At 35.5% G+C, this 591-nt stretch carries 1 protein-coding gene; it reads left to right on the forward strand.

Annotation, left to right across the window (positions count from 1 at the left end):
• Positions 1 to 532 (forward strand): cytochrome c oxidase subunit II (locus DXT99_RS26780; RefSeq protein WP_220273461.1); only part of this gene is annotated, 532 nt, incomplete at its 5' end.
• Positions 533 to 591: the final 59 nt, after the last annotated feature.

Below are 591 nucleotides of genomic sequence, written 5' to 3' on the forward strand. Positions count from 1 at the left end.
ATTTTACTTAGTAGCTATCCTTATCGTGACTTTTATCTTTGTCGGAATTCCACTCATCTTGATCTGGGTAGCATATAAATTTCTTAGAAAGAAAGCGAGCGAGAAGACTTCGGTTATCATAACCAGTTTTCTAATCCTGGTTCTTTTTTACTTCTTATTTATAGATTTTTACCCAACAGATAAGTTCTATTTCAACGATTACAAGGAAAATACGAGTTTACGGCTTCCAGATTCGGCTGAACTGATAAATAAGCGGGGTACTAATTCAATTTATGACTTTGGAGATTATAGTATCTCCTACGCAGTTAGACTAACTCCAAAGGACTATAAGACGACATACACCAAACTCCTAAAAAAAGAATTTAAAGAGAGTGAAGTGCACTTGGAAACTTCAGAGAACGATTTTCTCCTAACGCAGTTTTCTCAAGCTGGAATAGCAAACATTTTAGTTAAAGACTATGGGTTCAAGAGTTTTGAAATACTATTTATGGATGACGGCAGAACAATAATTGTCAACTCTAATAAATGGTAAAACTCTTCACACAACAAAACCTAAACCACACCTGAAGGCGTGCCTTAGCCAAACACGTT

It is taken from the genome of Pontibacter diazotrophicus (assembly GCF_003367245.1).
Classification (GTDB): Bacteria; Bacteroidota; Bacteroidia; order Cytophagales; family Hymenobacteraceae; genus Pontibacter; species Pontibacter diazotrophicus.